Annotated in this window: 23 protein-coding genes; 18 read left to right on the forward strand and 5 right to left on the reverse strand. The window is 35.2% G+C overall.

Features of this window, described 5'->3' with window-relative positions:
• From TAGGR_RS04750 to TAGGR_RS04785, 8 genes are all read left to right on the forward strand, one after another.
• The coding region (locus TAGGR_RS04750) for a transposase (RefSeq protein ID WP_173636693.1) at positions 1–378 on the forward strand (378 nt) is incomplete at its 5' end.
• Entirely contained in the window at positions 375–1,703 is a 1,329-nt protein-coding gene (locus TAGGR_RS04755) for a phosphomannomutase/phosphoglucomutase (protein WP_236698901.1), read from the forward strand. The genes TAGGR_RS04750 and TAGGR_RS04755, both read left to right, overlap by 4 nt.
• A gap of 31 nt (positions 1,704–1,734) precedes the next feature.
• Positions 1,735–3,981, forward strand: coding sequence for an outer membrane protein assembly factor BamA (bamA, locus tag TAGGR_RS04760; protein WP_153000447.1), 2,247 nt, complete (start codon positions 1,735–1,737; stop codon positions 3,979–3,981).
• Between the two features lie 53 nt (positions 3,982–4,034).
• Positions 4,035–4,571 carry an OmpH/Skp family outer membrane protein gene (locus TAGGR_RS04765; protein ID WP_059176199.1) on the forward strand — a complete coding sequence of 179 codons (537 nt, stop codon included), beginning with the start codon at positions 4,035–4,037 and terminating at the stop codon, positions 4,569–4,571.
• Positions 4,568–5,584 carry a UDP-3-O-(3-hydroxymyristoyl)glucosamine N-acyltransferase gene (gene lpxD, locus TAGGR_RS04770; RefSeq protein ID WP_059176200.1) on the forward strand — a complete coding sequence of 339 codons (1,017 nt, stop codon included), beginning with the start codon at positions 4,568–4,570 and terminating at the stop codon, positions 5,582–5,584. Before TAGGR_RS04765 ends, lpxD begins: the two co-directional genes overlap by 4 nt.
• Positions 5,585–5,600: 16 nt before the next feature.
• Positions 5,601–6,023 (forward strand): 3-hydroxyacyl-ACP dehydratase FabZ, encoded by a 423-nt coding sequence (gene fabZ / locus TAGGR_RS04775; protein ID WP_059176201.1) that lies wholly within the window; start codon positions 5,601–5,603, stop codon positions 6,021–6,023.
• A gap of 10 nt (positions 6,024–6,033) precedes the next feature.
• Positions 6,034–6,810, forward strand: coding sequence for an acyl-ACP--UDP-N-acetylglucosamine O-acyltransferase (gene lpxA / locus TAGGR_RS04780; RefSeq protein ID WP_059176202.1), 777 nt, complete (start codon positions 6,034–6,036; stop codon positions 6,808–6,810).
• Complete coding sequence (locus TAGGR_RS04785; RefSeq protein ID WP_059176203.1) at positions 6,801–7,607, forward strand: LpxI family protein; 807 nt, start codon at positions 6,801–6,803, stop codon at positions 7,605–7,607. Before lpxA ends, TAGGR_RS04785 begins: the two co-directional genes overlap by 10 nt.
• Before the next feature lie 840 nt (positions 7,608–8,447).
• On the opposite strand, the gene TAGGR_RS04790 is transcribed toward TAGGR_RS04785, so the two are convergent.
• Genes TAGGR_RS04790 through TAGGR_RS04800 form a run of 3 tightly spaced genes read right to left on the reverse strand, consistent with a single transcriptional unit; the run spans position 8,448 to position 9,841 of the window.
• Positions 8,448–9,227 carry a lipoate--protein ligase family protein gene (locus tag TAGGR_RS04790; RefSeq protein WP_059176204.1) on the reverse strand — a complete coding sequence of 260 codons (780 nt, stop codon included), beginning with the start codon at positions 9,225–9,227 and terminating at the stop codon, positions 8,448–8,450.
• Between the two features lie 13 nt (positions 9,228–9,240).
• Positions 9,241–9,432: a CooT family nickel-binding protein gene (locus TAGGR_RS04795; protein WP_059176205.1), complete on the reverse strand. Its 192-nt coding sequence runs from the start codon at positions 9,430–9,432 to the stop codon at positions 9,241–9,243.
• Positions 9,425–9,841, reverse strand: coding sequence for a DUF3842 family protein (locus tag TAGGR_RS04800; protein ID WP_059176206.1), 417 nt, complete (start codon positions 9,839–9,841; stop codon positions 9,425–9,427). The genes TAGGR_RS04795 and TAGGR_RS04800 overlap by 8 nt, the downstream gene beginning before the upstream one ends.
• Positions 9,842–9,945: 104 nt before the next feature.
• On the opposite strand from TAGGR_RS04800, the gene ppsA reads away from it, so the two are divergent.
• From ppsA to argS, 5 genes are all read left to right on the forward strand, one after another.
• Entirely contained in the window at positions 9,946–12,360 is a 2,415-nt protein-coding gene (gene ppsA, locus TAGGR_RS04805; RefSeq protein WP_059176207.1) for a phosphoenolpyruvate synthase, read from the forward strand.
• Positions 12,361–12,513: 153 nt separating this feature from the next.
• Positions 12,514–13,764, forward strand: coding sequence for a transcription termination factor Rho (gene rho / locus TAGGR_RS04810; protein ID WP_059176556.1), 1,251 nt, complete (start codon positions 12,514–12,516; stop codon positions 13,762–13,764).
• Complete coding sequence (locus TAGGR_RS04815) at positions 13,761–14,159, forward strand: PaaI family thioesterase (protein WP_059176208.1); 399 nt, start codon at positions 13,761–13,763, stop codon at positions 14,157–14,159. The genes rho and TAGGR_RS04815 overlap by 4 nt, the downstream gene beginning before the upstream one ends.
• Positions 14,156–18,067, forward strand: a complete 3,912-nt coding sequence (purL, locus tag TAGGR_RS04820; RefSeq protein WP_082673554.1) for a phosphoribosylformylglycinamidine synthase — start codon at positions 14,156–14,158, stop codon at positions 18,065–18,067. The genes TAGGR_RS04815 and purL overlap by 4 nt, the downstream gene beginning before the upstream one ends.
• Positions 18,054–19,676, forward strand: a complete 1,623-nt coding sequence (gene argS, locus TAGGR_RS04825; protein WP_236698902.1) for an arginine--tRNA ligase — start codon at positions 18,054–18,056, stop codon at positions 19,674–19,676. The genes purL and argS overlap by 14 nt, the downstream gene beginning before the upstream one ends.
• 2 nt (positions 19,677–19,678) lie before the next feature.
• Here the strand turns inward: argS and folP are convergent, their stop codons facing one another.
• Positions 19,679–20,515 (reverse strand): dihydropteroate synthase, encoded by an 837-nt coding sequence (folP, locus tag TAGGR_RS04830; RefSeq protein WP_059176209.1) that lies wholly within the window; start codon positions 20,513–20,515, stop codon positions 19,679–19,681.
• Positions 20,512–22,314 (reverse strand): ATP-dependent zinc metalloprotease FtsH, encoded by a 1,803-nt coding sequence (gene ftsH / locus TAGGR_RS04835; RefSeq protein WP_059176210.1) that lies wholly within the window; start codon positions 22,312–22,314, stop codon positions 20,512–20,514. Before ftsH ends, folP begins: the two co-directional genes overlap by 4 nt.
• Before the next feature lie 84 nt (positions 22,315–22,398).
• Between ftsH and TAGGR_RS04840 the strand changes: the two genes are divergently transcribed.
• Genes TAGGR_RS04840 through TAGGR_RS04860 form a run of 5 tightly spaced genes read left to right on the forward strand, consistent with a single transcriptional unit; the run spans position 22,399 to position 26,499 of the window.
• On the forward strand, positions 22,399–22,932 hold the full coding sequence (locus TAGGR_RS04840; protein WP_059176211.1) for a flavin reductase family protein: 534 nt from the start codon (positions 22,399–22,401) through the stop codon (positions 22,930–22,932).
• Between the two features lie 19 nt (positions 22,933–22,951).
• Positions 22,952–24,124: a chorismate synthase gene (gene aroC, locus TAGGR_RS04845; protein WP_082673594.1), complete on the forward strand. Its 1,173-nt coding sequence runs from the start codon at positions 22,952–22,954 to the stop codon at positions 24,122–24,124.
• Positions 24,121–26,028: a transglycosylase SLT domain-containing protein gene (locus TAGGR_RS04850; protein WP_059176213.1), complete on the forward strand. Its 1,908-nt coding sequence runs from the start codon at positions 24,121–24,123 to the stop codon at positions 26,026–26,028. The genes aroC and TAGGR_RS04850 overlap by 4 nt, the downstream gene beginning before the upstream one ends.
• Entirely contained in the window at positions 26,025–26,231 is a 207-nt protein-coding gene (gene zapB, locus TAGGR_RS04855; protein ID WP_059176214.1) for a cell division protein ZapB, read from the forward strand. Before TAGGR_RS04850 ends, zapB begins: the two co-directional genes overlap by 4 nt.
• Positions 26,224–26,499, forward strand: a complete 276-nt coding sequence (locus TAGGR_RS04860; protein ID WP_059176215.1) for a cell division protein ZapA — start codon at positions 26,224–26,226, stop codon at positions 26,497–26,499. The genes zapB and TAGGR_RS04860 overlap by 8 nt, the downstream gene beginning before the upstream one ends.

Genomic DNA, 26,499 nt, shown 5'->3' on the forward strand with positions numbered 1-26,499 from the left:
TATCTTAGAAAGAAAGATGAAAAGGAATGTCTTTTTGAAGCTAAGAAGATATATAGTGCAGAGAATTTAAAAGAGGCAAAGAGAAATTTTCAGTTATGGGAGAGCAAGTGGGGCAGACTTTATCCTAAAGCAGCAGAGTGTATAAGGAAGAACTGGGAGCAATTGACAGCTTTTTACAAGACACCTAAGGCATTATGGAAGAAGTTAAGGACAACAAACATAATAGAGAGGGCATTTAGGGAAGTAAGGCGAAGAACGAGAACTATGAGTTGTTTTAATAATGTTGAAAGTATTGAAAGAATAGTTTTTGCAGTGATAAGCCATTTAAACGAAAAATGGAGGAATACACCTATTTATGAATTTACACAAAGTTATTGACATTACCGGATGTAGTTTATTTAATTGGGAAAGCTTTTGTTTCTTTAACATCTAAAGTGCTTGGGAGAATGCCTGAGAAGTTTTCTATTGGAATGGATGCGAGAGAGTCATCAGAGCCTCTTAAAAAATCATTAATCAGAGGGATTACAGAATGTGGCATAGATATTATTGATATAGGATTATGTCCAACTCCACTACAGTATTTTTCACTTTATAGACTTCCCCTTGATGGTGGAATTATGATAACAGGCAGTCACAACCCTCCTGAGTTTAATGGAATGAAACTGAGTATAGGTAAGGAAACGATCTATGGAGAAAAAATTGAAGAACTGAAAAGAATTATTGATAAAAAGGATTTTGTCAATATTGGTACAGAAGGAAAAGTTGAATATTACAATATTATTGATGACTATGTTAACTATATGACAGCTCAGTTTCCTTCCTTTGAAGGGATAAAAGTAGTTGTTGACTCAGGAAATGGCACAGCAGGATTAGTTGCACCGGTTATTTTAAAAAAGCTTGGTGCTCAGGTTATAGAACTTTACAGTGAGCCCGATTGCAGATTTCCCAATCATCATCCCGATCCTGTGGTTATTGAAAATATTCAGGATTTGATAACAACTGTTGTAGTTGAAAAGGCACATCTTGGAATAGGTTTTGATGGGGATGGTGACCGTATAGGAGTGGTTGATGAGAATGGTGATATTGTCTGGGGAGATAGATTAATGATTATATTTGCAAGGGATATATTACAAAAATTACCAGGTGCAAAGATAATTGGCGAGGTTAAGTGTTCTAATGTGATGTATGAAGAGATTGAAAAGGCAGGTGGAAATCCAATTATGTGGAAAACAGGTCACTCTCTTATCAAGAAAAAGATGAGAGACGAAGGAGCAGTTCTTGCAGGTGAGATGAGTGGTCATATATTTTTCAGTGATAAATACTTTGGATACGATGATGCCATATATGCATCACTTAGATTAATAGAAATAATAAAAAAATCAGGTGAACCTTACGGAGTAAGAAAACTTTTGAAAGGAGTTAAAACAATGCAAAACACACCGGAAATAAGAGTTGATTGTCCTGATGAAAAAAAGTTTATGGTTGTTGAGAAAATAAAAGATAGTTTTGCCAAGTTCGAATGTAATTTTACTGATGGAGTAAGAGTAAACTTTCCTAAAGGATGGGCTTTAATAAGGGCTTCAAATACTCAACCAGCATTGGTTTTAAGATTTGAAGCTGAAACAGAAGATGACCTTGAGAATATTAAAACAATTGTTCATCAGAAACTTTTTGAGGTGTTTCAATTTTTCAAGATATTATGATATACTTAAAAACTTTTGTAGCGAGGTTGCTATGAAACGAATTATGATAGTTGTTATTTTTTTTGCCTTTCTTTTTAGCTTAAACTCTTATGCCCAGGAACTTCCAGTAGTAACAGCCATTGAAATAAAAGGACTCAAAAGAATTGAAGAAGCTGCAGTAAAAAATAAAATCTCTCTTAAACTTGGAGAGGTTATTTCTCAAGAGAAAATCTCTGAGGATATAAAATCAATCTATAAAATGGGTTATTTTGAAGATGTAAAGGTTGACATTGAACCTTTTGAAGGTGGAGTAAAGGTAATCTATACTGTTAAAGAAAAACCAACGATTGTAAAGGTAAGCTTTGAAGGAAATAAAGAGTATGATGAGGATAAACTTAAAGAAGTTGTTACAATTACAGCAGGAGCTATTTCAGATGTAACTCTTATAAACGATAATGCTTTGAGACTCAAGGCATTTTATGAGTCAGAAGGTTATTATTTTGCTAAAATTGTTCCTGTTATTAAGAAAAAAACAGAACAAGAAGTTGAACTTACCTATGTTATAGAGGAAGGCAACAGAGTAAAAATAAAAGAAATAAAATTTGAAGGTAATAAGGCAATATCATCAAGAAAGATTAAAAAAGTTATGGCAACATCTGAGAGGAAATTTTATTCTTTCATTACTGGAAGCGGATTTTATAAAAAATACGAAATGATGCAGGATTTAGAAAAAATAAAAGACCTTTACTACGACAATGGTTATCTTAAAGTGTCTGTTGGAGAGCCAAAGATAGAATTTTCTCAGGACAAAAAATGGATGACTATAACAATTCCTATTTCTGAAGGACCTCAATTTAAAGTAGCTTCTGTAAAACTGTCAGGTTACAACGACAAAAAGGAAGAGTCAGAACTTAAAGAACTTATAAAGCTTAAAGCAGGTGAAATCTTCAGCAAAGCTAAAATGCGTAAGGATGTTGAAGCAATAACACACTTCTATTCTGACCGTGGATATGCACTTGCGAGTGTCTCACCTGATGTTCTTCCAAATGAAGAAAAATTAACAGTTGATGTGACTTACAATATAAAACCAGGGGACAAGTTTACAATTGGAAGAATAAATATCTCTGGCAATGTTAAAACAGTTGACAAAGTAATAAGAAGAGAGGTCAGGGTAGATGAAGGTGATGAGTATTCGGCATCAAAGATTCAGAAAAGCAAGAAAAGACTTGAAGACCTTCAGTATTTTGAAACTGTTGATATAAATCAGAAACCTGATCCTGATAAAAAAACAGTTGATCTTGATGTGAATGTGAAAGAAAAACCTACTGGATTTTTAACAATAGGTGGTGGATACAGTTCAATTGACAATCTTATTGGTATGGTTGATGTTACCCAGAACAATCTTTTTGGTAGAGGTTATTCTTTGACTTTGAGAGGTGAGCTTGGAGGAAGAAGTTCTTACTATACCATAGCTTTTAGAGATCCCTGGTTTCTGGATAAACCTTTGCTTTTTGGATTCAATGTTTACAGACAGAAAAGAGAATATGTTAACTATACACGAGACGCAACGGGATTGTCTCTTACTTTTGGCAAAAGATACGGAGAAGACTGGTCTGCTTCAATAACTTATGATATTGAAAGATCCCGAGTTACGGATGTGGCAGAAGATGCTGATACTGTAATTAAGGATATGGAAGGAAGACTTCTTACAAGTGCTGTTACATTTCAAATTATAAATGATACTCGTGACAGCTACATTGATCCCAGTACAGGAAGAAGACACTCTTTAAGCGTGACTTTAGCAGGTCTTGGAGGAGACACAGGTTTCTGGAAAAGCTTGCTTGATCTTGGATGGTACTTCCCCATATTTGAAGAATCAACATTACATTTAAGGGGAAGACTTGGCATGTCTGATGCTCTCTTTGGTAAAAAATTTCCGCTTTATGAAAGATTTTATGTAGGTGGACTTGATACAATAAGAGGTTTGGGTTATGGTGAAGCAGGTCCAAAGGACAGCAAAAATGAACCAATTGGAGCAAAGAAAGCATTGATATTCAATATTGAGTATCTTTTCCCGATAGTAGCTGAAATGAAACTGAAAGGACTTATATTTGTCGATATTGGTAGAGGATACAATGAAGGTGAAAAATTCGGCTCTGAATTAAAGTATACATCAGGATTTGGTTTTAGATGGTTTTCACCACTTGGTCCGGTAAAAATAGACTATGGAATAAATCTTAATAGAAAAGAAGGAGAGTCAAAGTCAAAAATTGAATTTGGATTTGGTTCATTCTTCTAATGAGAAAGTTTTAATTTTGCAGTGATATAATAAATATTTCAGGAGGAAGTGAAATGAAGAAGTTTTTATTTGTTGTGTTTGCCTTTGTTTTAACATTGTCGATTGCTTCAGTTGCCTGTGCGGAATTAAAGATTGGCGTAGTTGATATCATAAGGGTTTTGAATGAATCAGAAGAAGGTAAAAAAGCTGTAGCCCAACTTCAGAGTATGCTTGAAGAAAGGCAGAAAACTCTTGAAGAGAAACAGAAAAAACTGCAGGAGCTTAAGGAAGAGTTTGAAAAAAAACGCTCTGTTTTAAGTGAAGATGCAAGAAAGGCAAAAGAAGAAGAAATTGAACGCCTTAGCAGAGAACTTCAAAGAACAGCAGCAGATTATCAGGTAGAACTGCAAAAAAAACAGAATGAGTTTACACAAAGCATGTTTAAGGAAATAAGACAGCTAATTAATGAGTATGCTCAAAAGGAAGGTTATAGTCTTATACTTGAAAAAGCTGATCAGATAATTCTTTTTACAACTCCTGAAGTGGATATTACTGATAAGATAATATCAATTTATAATCAAAAAATGTCTCAGCAAAAAGGGAAAAAATGAAGCTTTCTGAGATAGCAAAAATTTTTAATGGAAAAATTGAAGGTGATGGAGATGTCGAAATATCAGGAGTAAAAGGAGTTGAAGACTGCGAAGAAGGTGATATTACATACATAGCAAGTTCAAAATATGCTGAATTTGCCAAAAAAAGTAAAGCTTCTGCAATTATCTTAAAAGAAAAAATTGAAGGATTGGATAAACCTCAACTTATTGTTGAAAATCCTCAATTTGTTTTTGCCAAGCTTCTTGAACTTTTTTATGTAAAACCCCATCCCTTTGAAGGAATTAGCCAGTTAGCATCTATATCCGAGTCAGCAAAACTGGGCAGAAATGTTACAATCTATCCCTTTGTCTGGATTGATGAAAATGTTATCATTGGAGAAAATACTGTAATTTATCCTTTTACTTTTATTGGAAAAGATACATTAATTGGCTCTGATTGTGTGATTTATTCTAATGTTACAATCCGAGAAAAAGTTAAAATTGGCTCAAGAGTAGTAATTCATTCTGGAAGCGTCATTGGTTCTGATGGATTTGGCTATATCTTCCATGAGGGAAAACATCATAAAATTCCTCAGGTTGGTGGAGTAATTATTGAAGATGATGTAGAGATTGGTGCTTGTGTTACAATAGACCGGGCTACAACAGGAAATACTGTAATTGGGCAGGGAACCAAAATTGATAATTTAGTTCAGATTGCTCATAATGTAAAAATCGGTAAAAATTGTATAGTCGTAGCACAGGTAGGAATTGCAGGGAGTTCTAAAATTGGTGATGGATGCATACTTGCAGGACAGGTTGGCATTTCAGATCATGTAGAGATAGAGTCTGGAACAATAATAACAGCACAGGCAGGAGTTATGCCGGGAAAGGTTCAGAAAGGTGTGTTTTCTGGTTCACCTATCATGCCTCACAGAGAATGGTTAAAGGCAAATGCAATTTTTCAAAAACTTCCTGAACTTTACAAAAAAATAAAAGAACTGGAAGAAAAAATTAAACAACTTGAACAACATTGACATAAGGAGGCTCAGAATGATTGATATTAAAGAAATCATGAATATTCTTCCCCACAGATATCCATTTCTTTTAGTTGACAGAGTATTAGAGATTGTTCCTAATGAAAAGGCTGTCGGAATAAAGAATGTTACAATTAATGAGCCATTTTTTCAGGGGCATTTTCCCGGAAATCCTGTAATGCCAGGAGTACTTATAGTTGAGGCAATGGCTCAGGTAGCAGGTGTTCTTGCCTTTAAATCAGGTATTGATGGCACAGGAGTTTTATTTTTGAGTATAGAAAAAGCAAAGTTCCGTAAGCCCATTGTTCCAGGAGACCAGATTATCTTTGAAGTTAATGTTATTCACAGGCGTGGAGGAGTATGGAAATTTGCAGGTGTCGCGAAAGTTGATGGAAAAGTAGCAACAGAAGCTGAATTTACAGCAATGGTTACAAAGTGAGGGAGTCAATATGAGCCAGATACATAAAACAGCAATTGTTAGTTCAAAAGCAGAAATTGATGAAGGTGCAGTAATTGGTCCTTACTGTATAATTGGAGATGATGTTAAAATAGGCAAAGGCACAAGACTTATGAGTCATGTTCAAATTGAAGGAATAACCGAGATAGGTGAAAACTGTACAATATTTCCATTTACAACAATTGGATTTCCTCCTCAAGATTTAAAATACAGAGGAGAAAAAACAGGTGTAAAAATTGGTAATAACAATATTATACGAGAATATGTAACAATTCACAGGGCAAGTGTTTCTGGAGATGGCTGGACGGTAATCGGAGACAATAATTTTATAATGGCTTATGTGCATATTGCCCATGATTGCAAAATTGGAAATTCAGTAATTTTGGCAAATCTTGCAACGCTGGCAGGTCATGTAGAGGTTGAGGATTTTGTATTTATTGGAGGTTTGGTAGCAGTACATCAGTTTACACGAATAGGTGCTCATGCAATGATAGGAGGATTCAGTGGAGTGGGACAGGATGTTCCTCCCTTTACAATGGCTTCTGGTCCGAGAGCTAAACTTTATGGATTAAATACTGTAGGACTTAAAAGAAGAGGATTCAACGATGAAACAATCAATATATTAAAAAAAGCTTATAAAATTTTATTCAGAGATAAACTTCAACTAAAAGAAGCAATTGAAAAAGTCAAAAACGAACTTCCACAGATAGCTGAAATTAAGCACTTAATAGAATTCATAGAAGCAAATAAAAGAGGAATATGCAGATAGGAATAATTGCTGCTCATGGTTTCCTTCCTCTTTTAGTGACAAAGGAACTTAAAAAAAAAGGTTATACAGTTATAACAGTCGCCTTACAGGGCTTTGCTGATAATGAGTTGAGTATTTATAGCGATCAAATCAAATGGATTAATATAGGTAAAGCTGGAGAGATTATAGATTTCCTTAAAAAAAATAAAGTTAAAAATCTAATCTTAACAGGTAAAGTCCCGAAAAAAATTATTTTTGAAAGAGAGAAAATAAAGCCTGACCTTCGAGCATTAAAAATGCTTTTTTCAGCTAAACTAAGAGGAGACAATGAAATTCTTAGTATAATTGAAAAAGAGTTTTCTAAGGAAGGTATAGAAATTATTGATTTGTCTGAAATACTTCCAGAGTTGCTTACACCACAAGGAATTCTTACAAAGAGAAAACCTACAAAAGAAGAGTGGAAAGACATTGAATATGGATTTATAGTTGCAAAAAAAATTGGTGAACTTGATATAGGGCAAACAGTTGTTGTAAAAGAAAGATCTGTAATTACTGTAGAAGCCATTGAGGGAACCGATGAAACAATCCTAAGAGCAGGAGAATTTGTCAAAGACTCTGTTGTAGTAAAAGTCAGTAAGCCTCAGCAGGCTTTGAAACTTGACCCACCTACTGTAGGAATGGATACAATAATAACGATGGAAAAAGCTAAGGCAAGGGTTTTAGCCATTGAAGCTGGGAAAACTTTTATAGTAGAAAAGGATAAAATGATAAAAAAAGCAAATGAATTTAATATAACAGTGGTGGGTATAAAGCCTTGAACTTTTTTACCTGTATAAATGATGCTTTAAAAACAGTTCATAAAAACTTTCAGTTACCTTTGATACATTTTGCCTATTTATTTATTAGCTTTTTCGGACTATTTTTTATTCTCAGCATTCCCCTTGGAATTCTTTTCGTAATTTTCGGAATTGACCTTACAGATATATTGAAAGGCAGTTTCATTGAAATATTTTTGTCTTCTGTGCATCTCATGAAAAAATTTCTAATTTTTGTAATTATTTTTATAGTCACTCTATTGGTCTATGTCCTATTAATTGTCAGTCTCTGGATTTATATTTTTGGAGGTACAATAGGCATAATGTATCAGTTTTTAAAGGAAAATGTAACATTTAATTTTAAAGATTTCCATCAATATGGAAAAAAATACTTCTGGAAAGTTGCCTTTTTTGCAACTTTTTCGTTTTTAATTTTTATCTGTCTTACGTTAATTTTTGGATTTGTGAGTGAAATCAACTCCAAAATTGTAAACTTTTTAAGCTCTTTCAGTCACTCTGTATCAGTATTTTTTAACATTTTTATTTATTTAAGTGCATTGCTTGTTGGTATTTTAGCGTTTTTAATATGGATAACATTTACGCTTTTTGGATTTTTTGGGATTTTCGTTAAAAATTTCACAGTAAAAGATACGATAAAAGAGACAAAAAAATTAATAGTACTCTATCCTCAATCAATTGGAAGAGCAGCACTTTTATTTTTAACATATATTTTAGCAGGAGGAGTTATTCTATCACTTAGTTCATTACTTGCAATAATTCCTCATCTGGGTCCTATACTGGTAGCGGTATATCAATTTATTACTCAATTTGCTAACATCTATATCAGCATGATAGTATTTGCTGCATTTCTGTCTTACTATATACGGCTTGTTTCTCATAAAGATTCTGAGCAAGAGCAAGCTCCTCCTTCTGAAGAGGTTCAACAACAACATCAAAACCTTCCTCCTTCAGAGCTCTCTTGATATTTTCTTGAAAAATATTTCTGTCAAAATCATTAACTAATTCTTTAATTCCCAAAATTAGGTCAACTTCTTCTGAGTTGCATATAAAGACTTTCTTTAGAAGTTCTCTGTCTACTGTAACAGGAATTGTTCCCTGTTGCAGAAATCCATCAATCCATCTTTTCTGAGCAGAACCCAGAATTTTTACATTTTTAAAACAAATTTCTCCAAAACATGAGCGGGCAAAACAAAGAGAACTTCTATTAATAAATCTTTTCTCTCTTTTTATTTCCGCATTAATTCCTGTTAAGTTAAAAGCTCTAACAAATATTTGACTCAAAATTTCATAAGTTTGAAATAGATTCCCTTTAAATTTTCCATCTTTTCTACAGGAGAAACTGTAAGTAATGTCATCGTAATGCAAAATTCCTTTGCCTCCAGTAGGTCTTTTTACGATTGGTATTTGATTGACGATACAGAATTTTTGATTAATTTCTTCAATTTTTTGAAATTCACCTATCGTTACAGCTACTTTATTCCATCCATACAACCTGAAAGTTGGCAAAATCTTCCCTTTACGAACAAGCAAACTAATTGCTTCATCAACTGCCATGTTGAAATATGGATCATGTTCCTCAAATTCAATGAAGCGAATAAGCATTAGAATCTATAGTTTATTTTTCTTCCTCAAGAATAATCTTATGATTCAGCAAGGACATCTCTTTAATCTTGCCTTTAAAAACTTTTTGCTCACCGAAGATATTACGAAGATATATCTGATTGCCTTCAGGTTTTAGTATATCAACAGACTCTAAATAAATTTCCTCCTTCCCATCTTTAATAACATATGCATTTGCTTCACACATTGAACTCCTCCTTTATATGAAGGATTAATTTTTCCACAAGATGTGGAAGAGGTTCTTTTACAACACTTATAATTTCAATTCCTTCCTGATTTATTGGTAATAAAAATTTTTTTGCCGGACTGTTCCCTACTGCCTCTGCCATTTTTGAAGTTAACTCTCCCATCATAGCATTTGCCACAAGAATGCTTAAAGGACCTATTATGAGATCAACTTTGCTAGCATTCCATACGATAGCATTTTCTCCAGAAGCTCCTTTGTTGGCTTTACTTTTCATCATATTAGCCGTAGCTGCTGCATTTGTGCCAAGTGCTATTATTTCTATTTTGTCTCCAAATGATTCTCTTAAAGATTTAATTATAAAACTTCCAATTCCTCCACCCTGTCCATCAATCACGGCAATTTTAATCATATTGTAAATACTACAAAGTTCTGAAAGAAAATGTCAAACTCTATTGTCATAAATAAAATTTTTTGATATACTTATAAAAAATTTCAACAAAAGGGGGTAAAAACATGTCTTTAATTTTATGGTTTAACCAAATAGGCATAAAGGATATTCCAATCGTAGGTGGTAAAAATGCATCCTTAGGTGAGATGTTGAGAAATCTTACACCAAAAGGCATTAATATTCCCGATGGATTTGCAGTTACAGCAGAGGCTTATAAATATTTTATAAAATCAAACAATCTTGATGAACCTCTGAGGAAAATACTTTCCACCATTGATAAATCAAATGTTGAAGACCTCAAAAATAAGGGTAAAAAAATAAGAAAGCTTATGCTTCAGGCTAAAATGCCCGAAGATTTAAAGCAGGCAATCATTAAAGCCTATCAGGAAATGGAGGAAAAATATGGCAAAGATGTAGATGTTGCAGTTCGTTCAAGTGCAACAGCTGAAGACCTTCCCGATGCATCTTTTGCTGGACAACAGGAAACTTATCTAAATATTACAGGAGCTCAGAGAGTTGTAGAAGCAGTACAGAAGTGTTTTGCCTCACTCTTTACAGATAGGGCAATTTCTTATAGAATTGACAAAGGCTTTGATCACTTCTCAGTATACCTTTCTGCAGCTGTTCAGAAAATGGTTCGCTCTGATAAAGCCTCCTCTGGAGTAATGTTTACTCTTGATACAGAATCAGGATTTAGAGATGTGGTTTACATTACAGGTTCATGGGGATTGGGTGAGTATGTTGTGCAAGGCACAGTAAATCCCGATGAGTTTTATGTTTTTAAACCAACATTAAAGCAGGGTTATAGAGCAATAATTTCAAAAAAGCTTGGAGCAAAACAGCAAAAACTAATATATGGAAACTCTAAAACTCCTACAATAGGAGTTAAGACAACCTTACAGGAAAGACAGAACTTTGTTTTGAATGATGAGGAAATTTTAACCCTCGCCAGATGGGCAATTGAAATAGAGGATCATTATGGAAAACCAATGGATATTGAATGGGCAAAAGATGGTGATGGAACTACAACAGGAACAGGTAAGCTTTTTATTGTTCAAGCAAGACCTGAGACAGTTCACTCTTTAAAGAGAGAAAACTTTTATGAGGTATATAAACTTAAAGGAAAGGGTGAGGTTATCTGCACTGGTCTTGCAATAGGAAGCAAGATCGGGCAGGGAAATTCCTGTATAATAAAAGAACCTTCTGAAATTCATCTTTTTAAACCAGGACAGGTACTTGTTACAGATATGACAGATCCTGACTGGGAACCAATAATGAAAATTGCTGGAGCAATTGTTACAAATCGTGGAGGAAGAACATGTCATGCTGCAATAGTATCCCGTGAACTTGGTATCCCGTGTGTTGTAGGTGCAGGAAATGCTACAGAAGTTATAAAAAATGATGAACCAATCACTGTCGACTGCTCTAAAGGTGAGGAGGGAAGAGTTCTTAAGGGAATTATTCCCTATGAAGTAAAAAGAATTGACCTCACAAGCTTGCCAAACACTAAAACAAAGATCATGATGAATGTAGGAATTCCTGAACAGGCTTTTATTCAGGGTCAGATTCCTTCTGATGGTGTAGGACTTGCAAGAATTGAATTCATAATCAGTTCTCACATTGGAGTTCATCCTCTGGCATTGATTGAATATCCAAAACTAAAACAGCAGGCTCAAAATAATTCAAAAATAGCAAGAATAGTTAAAGAAATAGAAAAAAGAACACCAATGTATGAATACAAGCCAGATTTTTATGTTGACAAACTCGCTCAGGGAGTAGCAATGATTGGTGCAGCTTTTTATCCAAAGGATGTTATTGTAAGATTTTCAGATTTTAAAACAAATGAATATGCAGGTCTAATTGGTGGATGGCTCTATGAACCAGTTGAGTCAAATCCTATGATTGGATGGCGTGGAGCAAGTAGATACTATGATCCAAAGTTTGAGCCAGCCTTTGCTCTTGAATGTCTTGCAATTAAAAAAGTCAGGGATGAAATGGGTCTTAAAAATATTAAAGTTATGATTCCTTTCTGTAGAACAATTGAAGAAGGAATTAAAGTAATTGAAGTAATGAAAAAATACGGACTTAAGCAAGGTGAAGACGGACTGGAAGTATATGTTATGTGTGAGATCCCAAGCAATGTAATTTTAGCTGAAGAATTCGCAAAAATTTTTGATGGTTTCTCAATTGGTTCAAATGATTTAACGCAGCTTACACTCGGACTTGACAGAGACAGTGCACTGGTATCTCACATTTATGATGAAAGAAATGAAGCTGTAAAAAGACTTGTGAGACAGGTAATTGAAACTGCTAAAAAATTCGGAAGAAAAATTGGAATATGCGGACAGGCACCAAGTGATTTTCCAGAGTTTGCCGAATTTTTAGTTGAATGTGGAATAGACTCTATAAGTCTTATTCCTGACACAGTTCTTAAAACAAGGCTTCTCGTGGCAGAGAAAGAAAAGGAGCTAAAAAATTAAAAGGTTGAATAAATAGATATTGACAAATTTTTTTAGATTTTGTATGCTTAATTTATCAATGGTTACCCTCCAAGAAGGGTTAAATTTTTATAAAATGTAAAAATCCTGAAAAATCCATATTGAGGTAACATAATGGAAAACAATACTATTCCAATTTCTATTTCTGAACTTAAACAGAAAAAAGTTTCAGAACTCATGGATATGGCAAATGCTTTAAACATTGAAAATGCCACATCAATGAAAAAACAGGACCTGATCTTCGCAATACTTCAAAACCAGATTGAAAAGATAGGCACTGTATATGGTTCAGGTGTTCTTGAAATTCTTCCAGAAGGATTTGGATTTTTAAGAAGCCCTGATTACAGCTATCTACCAAGTCCTGATGACATTTATGTTTCTCCATCGCAGATTAGAAAGTTTGGCTTAAGAACTGGAGACCTTATTACAGGTCAGATAAGACCTCCAAAGGAAAATGAAAGATATTTTGCCCTTTTAAAAGTTGAAACAATTAATGGTAAACAAGTTGAAGAAAGCATCTCGAGACCTCTTTTTGATAACTTAACTCCTTATTATCCTACTGAAAAAATCAATCTTGAATATGACCCTGCAGACTACTCTACAAGAGTAATGGATTTGCTCACTCCTGTTGGAAAGGGGCAGCGTGGTTTAATTGTTGCTGCTCCAAGAACAGGTAAAACAATGCTTCTTCAGTCAATTGCAAAGGCAATAAAGAAGAATCATCCAGAGATTTATTTAATTATTCTTCTAATTGATGAAAGACCAGAAGAGGTTACTGACTGGAAAAGGCAGGTCAGTGGTGCAGAAATAATTAGCTCTACTTTTGATGAGCCTGCTCAGAGACACTGTCAGGTTTCAGAGATGGTTATTGAAAGAGCAAAAAGACTGGTAGAAGAAGGAAAAGATGTGGTAATATTACTTGACAGTTTGACAAGACTTGCAAGGGCATACAATGCTATTACACCATCCTCGGGTAAAGTGCTCTCCGGTGGACTGGAAGCTACGGCGTTACAGAAACCGAAAAGATTTTTTGGAACAGCAAGAAATATTGAGGAAGGGGGTTCTTTAACAGTAATTGCAACCGCGCTCATTGAAACGGGAAGCAGAATGGATGATGTTATTTTTGAAGAGTTTAAAGGAACCGGTAACATGGAAGTTCATCTTGATAGAAAACTTGCTGACAAGAGAATTTTCCCAAGTATTGATATTGCAGCTTCCGGAACCAGAAAGGAAGAACTACTTGTACCACCTGAGGTTTTAAATAAAGTCTGGATTTTAAGAAAAGTCTTAAGTACTTTGAGCCCTATTGAGGCAATGGAGTTTTTACTCAGTAAACTTAAAGGTACAAAATCTAATAAAGAGTTTTTAGAGATGATGAACAAATGATGAAAACAGAGGATTACTGTTTTGTCTGTGGAAAACAAAATCCTAAAGGTTTAAGAGCTGTTTTTAATCATGGCAGTGGAAAGTCTTGTGCAGAGATTACTCTTGAGCCTGAGTATCAGGGATATAGTGGAATAGTTCATGGTGGAATAATTGCAGCACTTCTTGATGAAGCCTGTGTTTATGCCGCAAATTCCTTGGGATTCAATACAGTCACAGCAGAGTTAAAAATAAGATTTAAAAATCCTGTAGCACCAAAAGAAAAAATAGTTGTTGAAGCAGAGGCAAATCATATAAAATCAAAGCTAATTGAGGCAAAAGCCTGGATAAAAGACAAAGAAAACAAAGTTGTAGCAGAGGCAGAAGGAAAGTTAATAATAAAGGAAAAAACAAAGTGATCATAAGATTTTACAGAAAACCTGCTTTATCGGATTATAAAACAAGACAGCTTCTTCTTCGCATTCAGTCAGAGATTTCAGAGGAGATTAAAAATCTTGAAACAGAGTTTTGCTACAACATTTTATTAACTGAAACACTTTCAAAGAACGAACTGAATATTCTCAGTTGGCTCCTTTCTGAGACCTTTGACCCAGAGAATTTTTCAAACAAAAGCTTTTTGAGTGCATCTAAGGGAATGATATTTGAAGTAGGTCCTCGCCTTAATTTTTCAACTGCCTGGTCAACCTGTGCTGTCTCCGTGTGTCACAGCATTGGTTTAAAAAAAATTCAAAGGATAGAACGTTCCCGAAGATATAAGCTGAGCCCTGAAATTGACAACTTTCCGAAAGATAAATTTTTAGAGATGATTCATGATAGAATGGTTGAGTGTCCATATCCAGAGCCTTTAAAGGATTTTTCTCATGGAATAACTCCAAAACCTGTAAGAGTTGTGCCTGTTTTGGAAGAAGGTAGAACAGCTCTTGAAAAAATAAATGAAGAACTTGGTCTTGGCTGGGATGAGTGGGACATTGAGTTTTATCTAAAACTTTTCAGGAATAAGCTAAAGAGAAATCCAACTGATGTGGAATGCTTTGATCTTGCCCAGTCAAATAGTGAGCACAGCAGACACTGGTTTTTTAGAGGAAATCTTATAGTTGATGGAAAACCTTTAGAGCGTACACTTTTTGACATAGTTAAAGAGCCTTTAAAGAAAAACCCGAAAAACTCTGTAATAGCCTTCAAAGACAACTCAAGTGCTATCTTTGGAGCAAAGATAAATTATCTTAAACCTGAAAAACATGGAAAACCATCAAAATTCAAAATAGAGAAAAATTTATACCACTTAATTTTTACTGCAGAAACACATAATTTTCCAACAGGTGTAGCTCCATTTCCTGGTGCTGAAACAGGAACAGGTGGCAGAATCCGTGATGTTCATGCCACAGGTAAAGGAGCTCTGCCAATAGCAGGTACTGCTGCTTACTGTGTTGGAAATCTTCTAATTCCAGAATATGAACTTCCATGGGAAGATAAATCCTTCAGGTATCCAGAGAATCTTGCAAAACCGCTTCAAATAGAGATTGAGGCAAGCAATGGTGCCTCTGACTACGGAAACAAATTTGGTGAACCTGTTATTGCAGGATTTACACGCTCCTTTGGAATGAGACTTAACGACGGAGAAAGAATTGAATGGGTAAAGCCAATAATGTTTACAGGTGGAATTGGACAGATAATGGATATTCATAAGGAGAAAGAACCGCCTCAAAAAGGTATGTTTGTTGTAAAAATTGGTGGTCCTGCTTACAGAATTGGAATGGGTGGCGGTGCAGCATCAAGCGTTGTATCCGGAGAGCTAAGTGAAGCTCTTGACTTCAATGCTGTTCAGCGTGGAGACGCTGAGATGGAAAACAAACTTAATAGAGTTGTTCGTGCCTGTGTTGAGCTTGGAGACAAAAATCCCATTGTAAGCATTCATGATCAGGGTGCGGGTGGAAACTGCAATGTTGTTAAAGAGCTTGTATATCCTGAGGGAGCAAAGATTGATATAAGAAAAGTAATACTCGGAGATGAAACCCTCTCAGTTCTTGAGATATGGGGAGCTGAGTATCAGGAAAACGATGCGATTTTGATAAGAAAAGAAAGTGTCTCACTTTTTAAAAGGCTCTGTGAAAGAGAAAGACTTCCATGGTCAATTATTGGAGAAGTAACAGGAGATGGGAAACTAATTGTTTATGACAGTAAAGATGGTCAGATTGCAGTAAACTTTGATTTAAAAGATGTGTTGGGAGAGATTCCGAAGAAAGAGTTTAAACTTATCAAAGTTGAAAGGAAGTTAGAGCCACTCCGACTGCCTGATAATTTAACAATTCATGAAGCACTGGGAAGAGTGTTAAAACTTCTTTCAGTTGGTTCAAAGAGATTTCTTACAAACAAGGTTGACCGCTCAGTTACAGGACTTATTGTAAGACAGCAGTGTGCCGGTCCGGTTCAGCTTACTGTTTCAGATGTGTGCGTTGTTGCACAAAGTTATTTTGACAGAACAGGAATAGCCCATGCAATTGGAGAACAACCTATAAAAGGAATTATAAATCCTGAAGCAATGGCAAGACTTTCAGTAACAGAAGCACTTACGAACATTGTTTGGGCAAAGATCACGTGTCTTGAAGATATAAAATGTTCTGCTAACTGGATGTGGGCAGCAAAACTTCCTGGAGAAGGTGTGAGACTCTATAGAGCTGCTCAGGCAATGGCGGATTTTATGATTAAGCTTGGTATTGCCATTGATGGAGGTAAAGACTCTCTCTCAATGGCTGCAAAGGTAAAGACAAAAGAAGGAGTTGAAGTTGTAAAGTCCCCAGGAACTCTTGTTATTTCAGCCTATGCCCCATGTCCAGATATCAATAAAGTAATTACACCGGATATAAAAAATCCTGGAAAAAGCGTAATTCTCTTTATTGATCTAGGCAATGGTAAAAAAAGACTTGGCGGAACTGCTCTTGCTCAATGTTTTGGTCAGCTTGGAGATGAAACTCCTGATATGGAAGATCCCGAACTTTTAAAGAGAGCTTTTAATGCTGTGCAAGAGTTAATTGATAAAAATTTGATACTTTCAGGACATGACCGCTCAGATGGAGGTTTGATTGTAACTTTACTTGAAATGGCTTTTTCAGGCAGTGCAGGGTTATCAATAGAGTATAATGAATCTGCACAGGATTGGCTCATTTCAGAGTTTTTCAATGAAGAACCAGGGCTTGCAATAGAGGTTGATATTGGAAAATTAAATAAAGTGAAGAATATACTTACAGATTACAGCCTTCCCTATATAGAGATTGCAAAAACTTTAAAAGAAGACAGAGTTACTATTAAACAGGGCAAGAAAGTTGTCTTTGATGAGCCTATGACAAAACTGAGAGATCTATGGGAGGAGACAAGTTATAGAATTGATATGCTTCAGGCAAATCCTGAGTGCGTAAAAGAGGAAAAGAGATTAATTTACAATAGAACTTCACCAAAGTATACGCTCACTTTTAAACCAGAAAAGACTCCTGTTGTGATACTTAAAAAGAAAGCAAAACCTCGCATTGCCATAATTCGTGAAGAAGGAAGTAATGGAGACAGAGAGATGGCAGCAGCTTTCTGGATGGCGGGATTTGAGCCGTGGGATATATGCATGCAGGATCTTTTAGATAAAAAAATATCTCTCAAACAGTTTAAAGGTATTGCCTTTGTTGGAGGATTCAGCTTTGCCGATGTTTTAGATTCTGCTAAAGGATGGGCAGGTTGTATAAGATTCTCTCATCTTAGAGCAGAGTTTGAAGAGTTCTACATGCGTTCTGATACTTTCAGTTTAGGAGTTTGCAATGGATGTCAGCTTATGGCACTTCTTGGATGGATTCCATGGTATGGAATTGAACAAACCAAACAACCCCGCTTTATATGGAATAAATCAGGAAGATTTGAATCCCGATGGGCAACAGTAAAGATTTTGCCCTCTCCATCAATTATGCTAAAAGGAATGGAAGGTTCTATCTTAGGAGTATGGATAGCTCATGGAGAAGGGAGAGCTTACTTCCCTGATAAAAAGATTTTAGATAAAGTATTTGAAAAAAATCTTGCACCAATCCGATATGTTGATGATGAAGGAAATATTACAGAAGCCTATCCTTTTAATCCAAATGGTTCACCTTTTGGAATAACTGCACTGTGCTCAGAGGATGGAAGGCATCTTGCAATGATGCCTCATCCTGAAAGAGCTTTTCTGCTCTGGCAATGGCCCTGGATGCCTAAGGATTGGAAAAAATTAAAAGCTTCTCCATGGTTAAAAATCTTTCAAAATGCAAAGGTGTGGTGTGATGGGAATGCATAGAATTCTTAAAATCAAAATCAGTGAAGCAATAAATAAACTTGGTTTAACAGATATTGATCCTGAGGTAGAAATTCCTAAAAACGAAAACTTTGGTGATCTAAGCAGTCCGGTGGCAATGGAGCTTGCAAAACAGTTGAAAAAATCTCCAAGACAAATAGCTGAAGAAATAGTCTCTTGTATGGATAAAACTTTATTTGAAAATGTTGAAATAGCAGGAGCGGGATTTATAAATTTCAAATTTAAAAAAGATTTTATTTTCTCTCAGTTTGAAAATCTTTTGAGAGAAGGTGAGAAATTTTTAATTCATAATATAGGAAATGGTGAGAAAGTTCAGATAGAGTTTGTAAGTGCAAATCCAACAGGTCCACTTCATCTCGGTCATGGAAGAGGTGCAGCTCTGGGAGCAGCGCTGTCAAATATTCTCAGAGAAGCTGGATATGATGTGTCAACTGAATACTACATCAATGACGCAGGGAAACAGATAGAACTTCTCGGTTTGAGTGTTTACATCGCTTTACAAAGCTTTTTTGGAAAAAATATAGCCATGCCTGAAGAATGCTACAAAGGTGAATATATTTATGAAATCGCAAAGGAGATTTATGAGTCATATGGAGAAGAACTGAAAGATAAAAGCTTTGATGAAGTCGGTGCTCTTTTAATTGATTTTTCTTACAAAAAAATACTCAATGAAATTAAGAAAGACCTTGAGGACTTTGGAGTTGTTTTTGACAGCTGGGTTAGTGAAAGAAAACTTTATCACACAGGAGAAGTTCAGAGAGCAATTCTTAAACTAAAAGAGCTCGGATTTATCTATGAAAAAGATGGAGCTCTGTGGTTTCGCTCAACTGCTTTTGGGGATGACAAAGACAGAGTTGTTGTTAAAAGTGATGGAACTTATACATACTTTGCCTCTGATATCGCATATCATAAGAATAAGATTGAAAGAGGATTCAGTGAACTTATAAATATCTGGGGAGCTGATCATCATGGATATATCCCAAGAGTAAAAGCTGCTGTGCAGGCACTGGGAATGAAAGCCTCTCAAATTAAGATAATTCTTGTTCAGATGGTAAACTTACTGAGGCAGGGAAAGCCTGTTCAGATGTCAAAAAGAGCGGGCACATTTATTACTTTAAGAGAGGTTATGGATGAAATAGGTTCTGACACTACAAAATTTATATTTCTTACCCGTAAATCTGACAGTCACCTGGAGTTTGATATTGAAGTAGCGAAAAAACAATCTCAGGAAAATCCTGTTTACTATGTCCAGTATGCCCATGCAAGGATTAACAGTATTTTTGAGAAAGCTCAGATACAACCTGAGAATTTTTATCCAGACCTTTTTAATGAAGAGGAGCTAAAGCTTATAAAAAAGTTGCTTATTTATCCAATGATTTTTGAAATGAGTGCGAAAATGAGAGAACCCCACAGAATAACATTTTACTTACAGGAACTGGCTGGATTGTTTCACAGTTATTATCATAAGTACAGAGTTATTTCTGAAGATGAAAAATTGACAGCAACAAGATTAACTCTTTGTAAGGCTGTAATGGTTGTTTTAAAACATGGACTCAGAATGCTTGGAGTAAAAGCTCCTGAAAAGATGTAGAACTAGCTAAATTTAACAGCATCAGCTACTTTTACAACCTTAGCCATAAATCCAACATCATGAACCCTTACAATATTAGCTCCATTTAATACAGAAGCAGCCACTGCTGCAGCGGTACCCTCAAGACGCTCATCAGGAGGAGCATCATTGAGGATCTTTCCAATAAAACTTTTTCTTGATACTCCAATAAGTATTGGTTTGCCTAAATTTGAGAACTCTCTAAGATTTTTTATTATTTGAAGATTGTGTTCCGGTAATTTACCAAATCCGATACCAGGGTCAATGATTATCATATTTTCATCAACCCCTGCTTGTTTTGCTATAACAATGGATTTTCTCAAGTATTCTATAATTTCAGGAATAAGAGCTTCATAGTGAGGATTCTTTTGCATGTCTTTGGGTGTTCCTTTTATATGCATTATAACTACAGGAACACGGTATTTACTAACAACTGATGGCATTTCAGGATCAAATCTTAATCCACTTATATCGTTTACAATGGTTGCTCCTGCCTGAATTGCCTCCTCTGCAACACGGGCTTTGTATGTATCAATAGAAATAGGGATAGAAATTCTTTTTGTAAGAGCCTCTATTACTGGTATAACCCTTCTCAGTTCCTCATCAATGCTTACTGGTTCAGCTCCTGGACGGGTTGACTCTCCACCAATATCAAGTATGTCTGCCCCTTCATCAATTAATCGAAAAGCATGATCTACTGCCTTCTGCAAATTGAAATACCTACCACCATCAAAAAAAGAATCGGGAGTGACATTTAAAATTCCCATTATATAGGTTTTTTTGAGAAAGTTAAACTCAAAGTTATGGAACTTAAGTTTCATGCAGCTTTTGAAATTATTTCATCTATTTGTGGAGCTTCGAGAGTTTCCCTTTCAAGTAAAGCTTTAGCAATTGCATCTAGAAGATTTCTGTTTTTTTCAAGTAGTTGTCTTGTTTCACTATAAGCCTCTGTCACAATTCTTTTAGTTTCCTCATCTATCTCCTCTGCAGTTTTGTCAGAATAATCTCTATGTTTTGCAATTTCTCTTCCAAGAAATACATGCTCTTCTCTTTTGCCAAATGTAAGAGGTCCCATTCTATCACTCATTCCCCACTCAGTAACCATCTTACGGGCAAGTTCTGTCGCTCTTTCAAGGTCATTTCCAGCTCCTGTTGTCATTGTTCCAAGAGCTATTTCCTCTGCAACTCTACCTCCAAGAAGAACTTTAAGTGTTCCATATAAATACTCTTTTGAATAGGTGTAACGGTCATCAAGAGGAAGTTGCTGAGTTACACCAAGAGCCCTTCCTCTTGGAATTATGCTAACTTTATGAATTGGGTCAGTTTGAGGAGTAAGTTTTGCCACAAGTGCATGTCCTGCCTCATGGTAGGCTGTGATTGTCCTTTCTTCTTCTGAAAGAACCATACTTTTTCTCTCAACACCCATTAAGACTTTATCTTTTGCAGCTTCAAAATCACTCATAGTCACAGTATCACTATTTTTTCTCGCAGCAATTAAGGCAGCTTCATTAACTAAATTTGCCAGATCTGCTCCTGAAAATCCAGGAGTTCCTCTTGCAATCTTTTCCAGATCCACATCACTGTGAAGGGGAATCTTTCTTGTATGAACTTTAAGTATTTCAAGCCTTCCCTTTACATCTGGCAGAGGAACAACAATCTGACGATCAAATCTTCCAGGTCTTAATAGAGCTGGATCTAAAACATCAGGTCTGTTTGTGGCTGCGAGTACAATTATTCCTTCATTGCTTTCAAATCCGTCCATCTCAACAAGAAGCTGGTTCAATGTCTGCTCTCTCTCATCATGTCCACCACCAAGTCCTGCTCCACGCTGTCTTCCAACAGCATCTATCTCATCAATGAAAACAATGCATGGTGAGTTTTTCTTTGCCTGATCAAATAAATCACGAACTCTGCTTGCACCGACTCCAACAAACATTTCAACAAAATCTGACCCCGAGATTGAGAAGAATGGTACACCTGCCTCTCCTGCAATTGCTTTTGCTAAAAGAGTTTTTCCTGTTCCAGGAGATCCTACAAGAAGGATTCCTTTTGGAATTTTTGCTCCAAGTTTTATATACTTTTGAGGATTTGTAAGAAAATCCACAATTTCTTTTACTTCTTCTTTAACTTCTTCAATTCCTGCCACATCTGAAAAAGTTACCTTAACTGATTTGTTTGAGATCATCTTTGCTCTTGCCTTACCAAAGGACATGGCACGACTGCTTCCAGCCTGCATCTGCTTCATAAACATAATCCATAAGAATATAAGAAAAATCACAGGACCCCATGATATAAGAAAATTAATATACCATGGTGTCTGCTCTGGAGGCTTGACTGAGATTTTTACTCCGTGAGAAGAGAGTTCTTTTATTAGATCCGGATAATTTATATAGTAAGTTTTAAAGAGTGAGCCATCTTTCAACTTTCCTGTTATGGCGTTCTCTTTGATTAAAACTTCATCTACCTCTGAATTTTGCACTTTTATGAGAAATTCGGAAAATATTATCTCTTTTTCATTTTTTTGTGGCATACTAAAAAAGTTAAAGAGAGCAATTATAGAAATTCCTATGATTAACCAGATCAGAAATGTTTTTAATGAACCTTTTGCCTGTCCATTCATAAATTAATTTTAACTTAAAATAAGTATAAAAGTAAAAATTTAATGGTAAAATTATAGCAATAACAACATAAAAAGGAGGAGAAAATGTTAGCATTGAAAGAGAATTTTTACAGGCTTTTACATCCGAAGATAGTTTTTTTGCTTACTTCTGTAGGCAAAGATGGACGGGACAATGTTATGTCCTGTGCATGGTCAACTCCTGCAAGTGAAGAACCTCCAAAAGTTATTGTATGTGTTTCAAAAGAGCATTATACTGCAGAACTGATTCTTCAAACAGGAGAGTTTGCAATTAATATTCCCACAAAGGATATGGTAAAAGCTATATGGATATGTGGAAGTAAATCTGGTAGAAATGTTGATAAATTTAAGGAAGCAAACTTAAAAAAGATTAAAGCATCTAAAATTTCAGCACCTCTTATAGAAGGATGTGCAGGTTTTATTGAATGTAAGGTCAGTGAAACAGTTGATGCTGGTGAATGCTATGCTTTTTTAGCAGATGTTCTGACAGCAAGGGCTGATGAAAAATATTTCAAAAAATCGGTCTGGATTCCTCATACTATTCCAATGCATCTTGGAGGAAGAAAAGTTGTTTATTTTGAAGATGAAAAAATAAGCTAAGATTTTTTAAAATATGCCTATGCTTAGATTTCTTACAGCAGGAGAATCCCACGGTAAAGGGCTTATAGCTATCATAGAAGGAATGCCTGCCGGAGTCCCTATTTTAAAAGAAGAAATTGATAGGGAACTTAAACGAAGACAGCAGGGTTATGGCAGGGGTGGAAGAATGAAGATTGAGTCTGATGAGGTTGAGATACTTTCCGGTGTAAGATGGGGAAAAACTCTCGGCTCTCCGATTTCATTTTTCATAAAGAATCGTGATTGGGAAAACTGGAAAGAGGCAATGAGTCCTGACAAAGCCTTTGAGTCATGTCCTACTGTAACAAGACCAAGACCAGGGCATGCTGATCTGGCAGGATTCCTTAAATATCAACATACTGATATACGGAATGTTCTTGAACGTTCCTCTGCAAGAGAAACTGCTGCAAGAGTAACAGTTGGTGCAGTAGCAAAGCAGTTTTTAAAGATTTTTGACATAAAAATAGGAAGTTTTGTAACAAGAATTGGCTCTGCAGAAAAAAAGATTGAAGCAGCAAATTTAAATGAAAAGGAGTTATTGGAGCTTGCTCAAATGGCAGAGTCTTCATCTGTCAGATGTCCATGGAAGGAAACAGAGGCAGAATTTATAGAAGTTATTAAACAGGCAATAAAAAATGGAGACAGCGTAGGTGGTTGCTTTGTAGTTTTTGCTACAGGGGTTCCGGTAGGCCTTGGAAGTTATGTTCACTGGGATAGAAAACTTGACTCGAAAATAGCAAGTGGTATTATGAGCATTCAAGCAATAAAAGCAGTTGAAATTGGTGATGGAGTTACACTTGGTGGAAAATTCGGCTCTGAGGTTATGGATGAAATTTTTTACGATAAGTTTTTCTATCGGAAAACAAATCATATGGGTGGGATAGAAGGTGGAGTTTCAAATGGAATGCCAATAGTTGTCAAAGCTACTATGAAGCCCATACCCACACTAAGAAAGCCTTTAAAATCAGTAGATGTCTTTACTAAAGAGGCTACTGCAGCATCCTATGAAAGAAGTGATGTATGTGCTGTGCCTGCTGCGTCTGTTATTGGAGAAGCAGTGCTGGCGTGGCATATAGCAGAGGCTTTCTTAGAAAAATTTGGTGGAGACAGCTTAAAAGAAGTTGAGAGTAATTTTTACTCCTATCAAAAACAGATAATGGAAGATAAATTATGAAACAGTTAGGTCTATTAATAGCTTTGATCTTATTCTTTTTTCTTCCATCTTCTACATTATCGCAGTTTTCTTCTATAGATTACTTAATTGAAGGCAAAAAATCTTTACAGTCGGGGAATTTTCAACGAGCAGAAGAATATCTTACAAAGGCTTTAAATGAGTTCAAAGAAATTGGTGATTATATTTTACTGTGGCGAGCAAAGGCTTATAAAGAGATGAATAAATATGAAGAAGCATTAAAAGATATAAGGGAACTAAAACAAAATTATCCAAAATCACCAATTCTCAAAGATGCAAGAAAGGAAGAGATCGAAATTGCAAAATTGCTTAATTTACCTGAACTTGAAGAGTTTTATAAATCCTTTATCAATGAATATCCAGAAGAAATAAGAATAAAATATGAATATGCCCTTTATCTCAAAAAACAGGAAAAAATTGAAAAAGCAAGGAAAATATTTAAAGAAATCTTTGTAACTGCTTCACCCTATGCTGATCAGGCAGAAAAGGAGCTTTCTTCAGAAGATATAACCACAAATGATTTGATTAAAAAAGCTAAGGCGTTGAATAGTTCATATCAGTTTAAAAAGGCAGAAAAATATCTTAAAGAAGCCCTCAACATGAAAGATTCTCAAAAAACAGAGATTCTTTCTTTGCTCGGGTATTCTCTCTTTATGCAAAAAAGATACTCTGAAGCAGCAGATATTTTTAAAAACACAGGTGAGCATTACTGGAGAGCGAGATCTCTGCTAAGAGCAAAAGAATACGAGATTTTTAAGAAGGAACTTCCAGAATACATCAAATCAGCTGATCAGAGAATTTCAGAAGTTCTAATAAACTATGCAAATATTAAGAGAAGAGCAGGTGAATATGATTATGCAATAAAAATTCTTAAGATGGTTGTTGATAAATATCCAGCTCAAAAAGAAAATGCAATGTGGTATTTAGCATGGAATTACTATCTAATGGAAGATTATGATAAAGCAGAAAAAATCCTTCAGCAGCTTTACTTATCTTACGGTAAGATTAAATATCTCTACTGGCTTGAAAAGATAAATGAAACAAAAGGAGTTGTTCCTGTAAAACAATACTCTATTGCCTTTCAGCAGGGAGATATTTATTCATATTTATTTTATATGAAAGGGAAAATATCTAATGTTCCAGAGCCAGCCATAGTTAATTATCAGATGACTCTTCCAAAGAGAGTTGAAATACTTATCAGAGCTTCTTTTAGAGATGAAGCAATAAAAGAGATAAAAGCTTTGTTAAAAGACAACAGAAACCCTGAGAATATTCCTGCCTTTTGTAAAATTCTTAATGAACTTGGAGATTACTCTACAACAGTAAGGCTTATATCAAAAATTCCCAATAAATTCAGCTTTTCCGAACTTCTATATCCTCAAGCTTATAAAGATGTTGTTTTAAATGCCTCTAGGAAAATCAATATCAATCCATACCTTGTTTTCGCTATTATAAGAGAAGAATCAAGGTTTGATCGTTTTGCTTACTCACCTGCTGGAGCTCTGGGTTTAATGCAACTTATGCCTGAGACTGCAAAAAGAGAAGGTAAAAAAATAGGTATCAGATTTAAAAAAGACTCAGAAATTTTTGAAGCAGAAAAAAATATCCTGATTGGAAGCTATTACTTAAAAAATTTAATTGAAGAATTTGGCAGTATAGTGCCTGCTATTGCAGCTTATAATGCAGGCGAAAAGGCTGTTCAATCTTGGCTTAGAGAGAACTTTTATAGAGATATTGATGAATTTATGGAAGATATTCCATATGCTGAGACAAAAGCTTATGTGCAGAGAGTGCTCGTTTCTTATTTTGAGTATTTACGTATTAATAGGGCTCTAACTCAGGAAGCAATCTCAAAAATAATAAAAGTCAAGGGAGGGAATCAATGATTGAAGAAAAAATTGCATCAGCACTTGAAAAGATTAAGATTCTTAAACAGGAAAAGGAAGAATTACAAAGAAAAGTTAATACCCTTGAAGAAGTTTTAAAAGCAAAAAATCAAGAGATTGAAAATTTAGTGTCTGAAAGAGAAGCAATAAAAAGACAGATAGAAGAGCTTCTCAGAGAACTTGATTTAGAAACAAATGTATAAAACAGAAGTCTATATTTTAGGACAAAAATATACCATAAAGGGAGAAAAATCACCAGAATATATACAAAGGTTGGCTGCCTATGTTGATGAGAAGTTAAGAAAAGTATATGAACAAAACTCTGCAATGCCTCCTCTGAGGGCAGCCATCCTTACCTGTCTATATATTGCCGATGAACTTTATGAGACAAAAAAAGAGTTTGAAGAAACAAAACAGCAGTTAAAAAAACTTGAAGAAAAGACAAATGAACTGCTTTTACTTCTTGAGTAG

This window comes from Thermodesulfovibrio aggregans (genome assembly GCF_001514535.1).
Classification (GTDB): domain Bacteria; phylum Nitrospirota; class Thermodesulfovibrionia; order Thermodesulfovibrionales; family Thermodesulfovibrionaceae; genus Thermodesulfovibrio; species Thermodesulfovibrio aggregans.

Bases quoted from the DNA above. Each gene is read 5' to 3' on its own strand.
- aroC (WP_082673594.1), top strand. From the start codon at position 22,952: ATGCTTAGATTTCTTACAGCAGGAGAATCCCACGGTAAAGGGCTTATA.
- TAGGR_RS04840 (WP_059176211.1), top strand. From the start codon at position 22,399: ATGTTAGCATTGAAAGAGAATTTTTACAGGCTTTTACATCCGAAGATA.
- ppsA (WP_059176207.1), top strand. From the start codon at position 9,946: ATGTCTTTAATTTTATGGTTTAACCAAATAGGCATAAAGGATATTCCA.
- TAGGR_RS04850 (WP_059176213.1), top strand. From the start codon at position 24,121: ATGAAACAGTTAGGTCTATTAATAGCTTTGATCTTATTCTTTTTTCTT.
- argS (WP_236698902.1), top strand. From the start codon at position 18,054: ATGGGAATGCATAGAATTCTTAAAATCAAAATCAGTGAAGCAATAAAT.
- folP (WP_059176209.1), bottom strand. From the start codon at position 20,515: ATGAAACTTAAGTTCCATAACTTTGAGTTTAACTTTCTCAAAAAAACC.
- fabZ (WP_059176201.1), top strand. From the start codon at position 5,601: ATGATTGATATTAAAGAAATCATGAATATTCTTCCCCACAGATATCCA.
- TAGGR_RS04815 (WP_059176208.1), top strand. From the start codon at position 13,761: ATGATGAAAACAGAGGATTACTGTTTTGTCTGTGGAAAACAAAATCCT.
- TAGGR_RS04765 (WP_059176199.1), top strand. From the start codon at position 4,035: ATGAAGAAGTTTTTATTTGTTGTGTTTGCCTTTGTTTTAACATTGTCG.
- bamA (WP_153000447.1), top strand. From the start codon at position 1,735: ATGAAACGAATTATGATAGTTGTTATTTTTTTTGCCTTTCTTTTTAGC.
- TAGGR_RS04800 (WP_059176206.1), bottom strand. From the start codon at position 9,841: ATGATTAAAATTGCCGTGATTGATGGACAGGGTGGAGGAATTGGAAGT.
- TAGGR_RS04790 (WP_059176204.1), bottom strand. From the start codon at position 9,227: ATGCTTATTCGCTTCATTGAATTTGAGGAACATGATCCATATTTCAAC.
- TAGGR_RS04860 (WP_059176215.1), top strand. From the start codon at position 26,224: ATGTATAAAACAGAAGTCTATATTTTAGGACAAAAATATACCATAAAG.
- TAGGR_RS04795 (WP_059176205.1), bottom strand. From the start codon at position 9,432: ATGTGTGAAGCAAATGCATATGTTATTAAAGATGGGAAGGAGGAAATT.
- lpxA (WP_059176202.1), top strand. From the start codon at position 6,034: ATGAGCCAGATACATAAAACAGCAATTGTTAGTTCAAAAGCAGAAATT.
- lpxD (WP_059176200.1), top strand. From the start codon at position 4,568: ATGAAGCTTTCTGAGATAGCAAAAATTTTTAATGGAAAAATTGAAGGT.
- TAGGR_RS04785 (WP_059176203.1), top strand. From the start codon at position 6,801: ATGCAGATAGGAATAATTGCTGCTCATGGTTTCCTTCCTCTTTTAGTG.
- zapB (WP_059176214.1), top strand. From the start codon at position 26,025: ATGATTGAAGAAAAAATTGCATCAGCACTTGAAAAGATTAAGATTCTT.
- ftsH (WP_059176210.1), bottom strand. From the start codon at position 22,314: ATGAATGGACAGGCAAAAGGTTCATTAAAAACATTTCTGATCTGGTTA.